The following is a 6,196-nucleotide window of genomic DNA, read 5'->3' as shown; positions in this document are numbered from 1 at the left end:
GGTACTGCACTCGACAGGGTGTGGGAGAGTAGGACACCGCCGGAACATCCTTCGCGAAGGCCCCCAGCAATCAGCTGGGGGCCTTTGGCGTATCTCGATCAAATCGATACGTGCCCAAGAACTTCCAGCGCCGAATATCCACTATGCGCTACTTTTGGCCGAATCCAGTGACGTTCCGAGCCCTCACCGCAGCGGGCTGGACCCCTTCCCGTCGTATCGACATCACCGACTGGACCGACCAGCTGGAAGCCGAGGGCTTCCACGTCTCCCGCCCCGCTGCGAGCATCCTCCAAGGCTTCGGCAAACTGACCCTCCAGCCCCCGGATCTCCCCGGCGCCCTGTGGTCCGCGGACCCCCTATTCTTCGACCCCATCGACGTGGCCAACGGCATGTACGATCGCTACGCCGATTTCGAACGCGCCCTGGGCCACCGCATGACCCCCCTAGCCGCCAACACCGCCGGCACCACCTTCCTCCTGATGCTCGACGACGGCCGCATCGTCTCCGACGGCGTCCTCTCCCTCGACCTCATAGCCCCCACCTTCCCCCAGGCCCTCGAGGTCATCATCCGCCGCCACACCACCCCCACCTCGATCCTCTCCTACCACCGCCCGCGCCCCCGCTTCACCTCCGAGTGGATGCACGCGGGCTAGCCACACCCAAGTGCGCGAAGTTCGAATCTCACCTTCCACCAAGCCCTTCCGTCACTACCTTCGTGCGGATGGTGGGGATACTGAAGATCGACCCGGCCGCGATGCGAGCGGCCGCGGATTGGCTGGACCGCGCGGCCCAGGACCTCGTGGACGACCTGACCGCACACATGCGGCTGGTCCGCTCGTTCCTGGGCGGCGACTGGCAAGGTGACGCCGCGGCCTCACACGAGACCCCGTGGACCGATTGGGAATCCGGCGCCTACCGGATTCTCACCTCCTTCGCCACCGACGCGTCCCTCCTCCGCCAGGTGGCCACGGAACACACCCGGATTGACCACCACCGAGCGGAGGCGGTCGCGCAAGCCGGCTCGGGCCTCGACCTGCCCGAGGTGGTCTAGTGGCGGACTATCGGGTCGACCTGGGTGGTCTGCAACAACTCATCGACGGCACGGCCAAACTGGAGTCCTCGATCGAGGCGCGTATAGCCGCGATCGAGAAGTGCGTAGCCGAGCTCCACGTGGACTGGTCCGGCGAAGCCGCCACCGCCCACCGCGCCGCCCACGATGACCGTGTAGCCGCGGCCGCCCTCATGCGCGAGGCCCTGCGAGCCCTGCGCGAGAAGCTCTCCGCAGCCCACACCGCCTACGAAACGGTGGGATCCACCAACGCGTCCATGTGGCCATGAGCCCGCCTCCCACGGTCCCGCTGATCGTCTGCCGCTCAGGCGAATACAGCTCCGCCGGAGAGGTTTTCGGCACCCTCGAGTCCGACGCGATCGAAACCCACTCCGGCCTGCTCACCGTCCTCCGCGCGAACGCCGGCATGGCCGGCAGCGACACCATCGGCCAAGAATGGTCCGCCGCGTACGACCAAGCCGCGAACTCGGCCCTGCAAGCCTCCGCCCAACTGGCCGCCGCCGCGGCACAAGTCCGAGACCTGATCGTGGTCGGTGCCTACAACCACCAGGCAGGGGAGTCCGCAGCCGACCACAACGACGTGGAACCCCCTCCACCACCCGCCCTGACCCCGCCATCCTGCCTCCCCGACGAGGCTCCCTCCGCGGCCGGCGACGGCATCCCCGAACCCTTCGGCTGGTCGATCATCAAGGCCGCCGTAGGCGCGATGTGGCCCAACGGCCACCAGTCCGAACTCCTTGCCGCCCAGTCCGCCTGGTCCACCACGGCCACCAACTTCCACACCCTGGCCGACACGATCCCGAAGGCCATCGACCTCCTCGCCAATCAGCAGTCCGAGGAAATCCCCGCCGCGATCGAGGCGGCCCGCTCCCGCCAATCAGACCTGACCGACCTCGCCGCCATCAGCACCGAGATCGGAACGGCCTGCGGCGACTACGCCCACCACCTCGACGAGGCCCACCACCAAATCCTCGAAGAGCTGAAAGACCTGGGCCTCGAAACCGCCGCGGTAGAAATCGGCTTGGCGTTATTGGCTCCGGTGACCGCGGGCCTGTCCGAGTACATCGGCAACACCGCCTGGGCCGCCCGAGTAGCCGTCAAAGCAGCCCGCATCGCATCGATCATCGCCGGCTTGGCCACCAAGGCAAGGGAATCCGCGCGGGTCGTCGGCGTCATGGCCGACCGAGTCCGAGCCCTCACGGCAAAGGTCGCCAAGTGGGTCCAGGAGGCCGCAGCGAGACTGGCAGTCTTCGGCCGCCGAACAGGCTCTGTTCCCAAACTCAGGACCACCCCGATGAACCCCCACTACAAGGGCGAAAACCTCCCCGGAAACTCGATCTGGCCAGGACAATCCGTTCGCTACCTCACCCCCGAAGAACGCCAGAGCTTCCAACTCTCCATCCACGATGGCAAGCTCTACGACGCCACCGGCGCCCTGTTCGACACCACCACCTCAGCTACCCACTTCAACGGCGGAAGAGCGATCTTCGTCATGGACGAGAACGGTGCCCTCTACGCCTCGAAGTACCATGCCCCCGGCGAATTCCACCACTCCAGCTTCCTTTCCGGCGCCCCGGTTGCCGGTGCAGGCGAGTTCGAAGTGGTCAACGGCGAACTTCGCTTCATCACCGACGCCAGTGGCCACTACCGCCCCGCCCAAACATTCTCGAACCAGGTTATCGACCAACTTCGCAGTGAAGGCCTCCGAATAGATCCCACCCAGATCGACCTGCGAGCCCCGAAGTAGCAAGAGAGGATTCGACATGACCGAGAAATGGCGGGCAGTTGTCACCGCCGTCCTGTACCGCACGCAGTTCGCCAGTGCCCTCGGCGACACGGAGGCCCGTCGCACCGCAGAATGGCTTGTCCACCAACCCCTCTGGGACCTGACGGTCGAGGAAGAACGCCAAGCCCTCACCACGGCCCTCGACTCCAACACGGCCCTCGACCCAGTCGTTCACGCCCCATTCACCGAAGCAGAAAAACGCCATTTCCTCACCCGCATAGTCGCCGACCTCGACTCCATGCGCCCCTGGCCCGACCGCGCTTACCGCGAGATCCCGCTCGAAAGGTGGTCAGAGTTCGTCCACCTCGACCCCATTGCCCGAATCGACCTGTCCTGGATCGACATCCAGCCCATCGTCGGAAAGATGTTCCGAAAGCCCGCCGGCTACAACCGCGAGGTACTGCTCCTCCGCCTGAAGTCCAGCACCGAAGTGGGCTTCATCTGGCCCGGCTGGCGCGACCGAAGCGCGACCGCCCTGGTAGCGCGTGAGAACAACCCCAACGCCGCCGCGATAGTCCGGGAGATCCTGTCGTCCTCATCCCTCGACCCCTCCAAAGTGACCGTCCTGTCGACCCCCTCAGCTCCCGTGCTCTACGAAACAACCCCACTCCGCCCCGAGTTCATAGGCGAGCACCTCCCAGGAAATACACGCTGGAACGGCACCCACGTCCGCTACCTCACCCCCGCCGAACGCGCCCCATACAAGCTCACCATCACCAACGGCCTCCTCTACGACGCCCAAGGTGCCCCCTTCGACACCACCACGTCCCGAACCCTCTGGACCCCCCGGGGCGGCCGAGCCATCTTCGTCATGGACCCCCATGGCGCCCTCTACTCTTCCCCCCACCACATCCTCGGCCAATTCCACCACTCCAGCTTCTTGTCTGGCGCCCCAGTAGCCGCCGCCGGAGAACTCTCCGCCACCTCCGGCCACCTCAACCTCATCTCCGACCACAGCACCCACTACCGCCCACCCCGCCGCTTCACCCACCAACTCCTCGACAACCTCCGCGGGCATGGCATCGACATCTCCGATAACCAAGTCGAGTTCCATATGCCGCCGGACTAGCCGGGACTGTCGGATTAACGGCGGATCCGACCTCGGTGTGGGTTAGTTCCCGGTCGGGTGGATCCGGCCTTCGAAGGTGATGGCGAAGGCGTTCAATGCTGGTTTCCACCGCATCGCCCATCGTGCCCGACCCTTCCCGGTCGGGTCCAGGGAACGGGTCACCAGATACAGGCATTTGAGGGCGGCCTGCTCGGACGGGAAGTGCCCGCGGGCGCGGATCGCGCGCCGATAGCGGGCGTTCAGGGACTCGATCGCGTTAGGTCCTGTCTCCTAATAGGGTGAATCGATCGGCCCCAAGTTCGGGGCCGATCGTGCATCATGGCCGCCGTGGCGACCGTGATCGGTGATCGATACCAGGTTCTGACCGACAAGCAGTGGGAACTGCTTGAGCTACTGCTGCCGAAATCGGAAGGCCACGTGGGCCGTAACTTCGCCAACAACCGCCTGATCGTTGAAGGCATGCTGTATCGGCTGCGGACCAGCGTGCCGTGGCGGGACCTGCCCGAACACTTCGGGCCATGGCAAACGGTGTGGAAACGCCACCGCCGCTACGCCGCCGACGGCACCTGGGACCGCGTCCTGACCGCACTACTCGCCTTGGCCGACACCACCGGCAACCTGAACTGGGTCGTCTCGGTCGACTCCACGATCGTGCGGGCGCATCAGCACGCCGCCGGCGCCGCCACCGACTCGGTGACCGGGCTATGAACCCGCCGACCACGCGATCGGACGCTCCCGCGGCGGGCTGACCACCAAGATCCACCTCGCCACCGACGGCGCCGGTCGCGGCCTGGCGGTGCTGCTCACACCCGGGCAAACCAACGACTCGCCGCTGCTGCCACCACTACTGGAAGCGGTGGTCGTGCCACGGTTGGAAGGCGGACCGCCACGGCGCAACCCCGAAATCGTGATCGCTGACCGCGCCTACTCGGCAGCATCGAACAGGAGCTTGTTGCGTCGCAAACGGATCCAGACCGTGATTCCCGAACGCTCCGATCAGGTCGCCAACCGCAAACGCAAAGGCCGCACCGGCGGCCGGGCACCACGTTTCGACGCCGAGGTCTACAAACGACGTAACGTCATCGAACGTGCCTTCAACCGGGCCAAGCACTGGCGGGCAGTTGCCACGCGCTACGACAAACTCGCGATGACCTACCGCGCCGGATTCGTCCTGGCCCTCATCGTCGAATGGCTCAAATCATTGGGAGACAGAACCTAGTGGAGCAGATGATTCGCCGGATCTCGACGTCGTAGTCGAGGAACGGCACGAACTCGGGCCAGGCGTTGTCCCAGAGTTTGACGATCGCGGGGTAGCGCCCGCCCCATTTCGCGGCGAACTCGCCGAACCGTTCGCGCGCCGCGGCCTCGGTCGCAGCGGTGTAGACGGGTTTGAGATCGCGGCTCATCTCGGCCCAATGCTGACGGCCCGCGTAACGGAAACTGTTGCGCAGCAAGTGGATAACGCAGGTCTGCACGATTGTCTGCGCCCAGACGGTGTTGATCGCCTCGGGCAGTCCTTTGAGACCGTCGCAGACCGCGATGCAGACATCGGCCACGCCACGATTCTTCAGCTCGGTCAACACCTGCAGCCAGAATTTGGCTCCCTCACCGCCGTCGCCGGCCCACAACCCCAGAATGTCGCGTTCCCCGGCCGTGGTGACACCGATGACCACATAGATGGGGCGATTGGCCACCTGACCATCGCGGATCTTCACGTGGACGGCATCGATGAACAAGACCGGATAGACGGCGTCGAGGGGCCGGTTGCACCAATCGGTCATCTCCGCGACCACCTTCTCGGTGATCGTCGAGATCGTGTCCTTCGACACCGAAGACCCATAGATCTCGGCGAAATGCGCCGAAACCTCGCCCGTGGTCAGGCCTTTCGCGGTCAGCGACAACACGATCTCGTCGACCCCGGACAGGCGCCGCTGCCGCTTTTCGACGATCTTGGGTTCGAACGAGGAATTGGTGTCGCGCGGCACGTCGATGCCGACCGGACCGATCTCGGTGATCACGGTTTTCGTTCGGGTTCCGTTGCGGGAGTTGGGAGTTCCACGACCGGACGGGTCGTGTTTCTCATAGCCGACATGCTCGGTCATCTCCGCTTCCAGAGCGGTTTCGAGCACGGTCTTGGTCAGCTGGTTAAGCAGCCCGCCCGGCCCGACCAGGTCGATGCCTTGTTCCTTGGCTTGGGCGAGCAGCTGCTGAGCCAGTTTCTTGGTGTCCACCGCATCTTTCGCCACGGCGGCCAGTGTCTCCGACATCAGTC

General features: G+C 65.2%; 5 protein-coding genes and 3 pseudogenes. 6 read left to right on the top strand and 2 right to left on the bottom strand.

Going from position 1 to position 6,196, the window contains the following annotated elements; all coding sequences use genetic code 11:
• Positions 1–167: 167 nt before the first annotated feature.
• The 5 genes from ACFV4K_RS34260 to ACFV4K_RS34240 all read left to right on the top strand — a co-directional run bounded on the left by ACFV4K_RS34260 (position 168) and on the right by ACFV4K_RS34240 (position 3,924).
• The gene (locus tag ACFV4K_RS34260; protein WP_379280449.1) at positions 168–653 is read left to right on the top strand and encodes an SUKH-3 domain-containing protein; all 486 of its coding nucleotides are present in this window, start codon (positions 168–170) and stop codon (positions 651–653) included.
• Between the two features lie 68 nt (positions 654–721).
• A complete protein-coding gene (locus tag ACFV4K_RS34255; RefSeq protein ID WP_379280447.1) occupies positions 722–1,051 on the top strand; it encodes a WXG100 family type VII secretion target in 330 nt (109 codons plus the stop codon).
• Entirely contained in the window at positions 1,051–1,338 is a 288-nt protein-coding gene (locus ACFV4K_RS34250) for a WXG100 family type VII secretion target (protein WP_379280446.1), read from the top strand. Before ACFV4K_RS34255 ends, ACFV4K_RS34250 begins: the two co-directional genes overlap by 1 nt.
• The gene (locus tag ACFV4K_RS34245; RefSeq protein WP_379280444.1) at positions 1,335–2,816 is read left to right on the top strand and encodes a hypothetical protein; all 1,482 of its coding nucleotides are present in this window, start codon (positions 1,335–1,337) and stop codon (positions 2,814–2,816) included. Before ACFV4K_RS34250 ends, ACFV4K_RS34245 begins: the two co-directional genes overlap by 4 nt.
• Before the next feature lie 16 nt (positions 2,817–2,832).
• Positions 2,833–3,924 carry a hypothetical protein gene (locus ACFV4K_RS34240; protein WP_379280443.1) on the top strand — a complete coding sequence of 364 codons (1,092 nt, stop codon included), beginning with the start codon at positions 2,833–2,835 and terminating at the stop codon, positions 3,922–3,924.
• A 42-nt stretch (positions 3,925–3,966) separates the two neighbouring features.
• On the opposite strand, the pseudogene ACFV4K_RS34235 reads toward ACFV4K_RS34240, so the two are convergent.
• Positions 3,967–4,182: pseudogene (locus ACFV4K_RS34235) on the bottom strand (transposase); the annotation flags it as partial.
• A gap of 60 nt (positions 4,183–4,242) precedes the next feature.
• Here ACFV4K_RS34235 and ACFV4K_RS34230 point away from each other — a divergent pair.
• A pseudogene (locus tag ACFV4K_RS34230) lies at positions 4,243–5,143 on the top strand (IS5 family transposase).
• Here ACFV4K_RS34230 and ACFV4K_RS34225 read toward each other — a convergent pair.
• Positions 5,142–6,191, bottom strand: a pseudogene (locus ACFV4K_RS34225) (IS256 family transposase); the annotation flags it as partial. The pseudogenes ACFV4K_RS34230 and ACFV4K_RS34225 overlap by 2 nt on opposite strands.
• Positions 6,192–6,196: the final 5 nt, after the last annotated feature.

This window comes from Nocardia sp. NPDC059764 (assembly GCF_042732555.1).
Taxonomy (GTDB): domain Bacteria; phylum Actinomycetota; class Actinomycetes; order Mycobacteriales; family Mycobacteriaceae; genus Nocardia.
The sequence above is the reverse complement of the archived record's forward strand: the minus strand, read 5'-3'. Positions and strand labels throughout refer to the sequence as shown.

Bases quoted from the DNA above. Each gene is read 5' to 3' on its own strand.
- ACFV4K_RS34245 (WP_379280444.1), top strand. From the start codon at position 1,335: ATGAGCCCGCCTCCCACGGTCCCGCTGATCGTCTGCCGCTCAGGCGAA.
- ACFV4K_RS34255 (WP_379280447.1), top strand. From the start codon at position 722: ATGGTGGGGATACTGAAGATCGACCCGGCCGCGATGCGAGCGGCCGCG.
- ACFV4K_RS34240 (WP_379280443.1), top strand. From the start codon at position 2,833: ATGACCGAGAAATGGCGGGCAGTTGTCACCGCCGTCCTGTACCGCACG.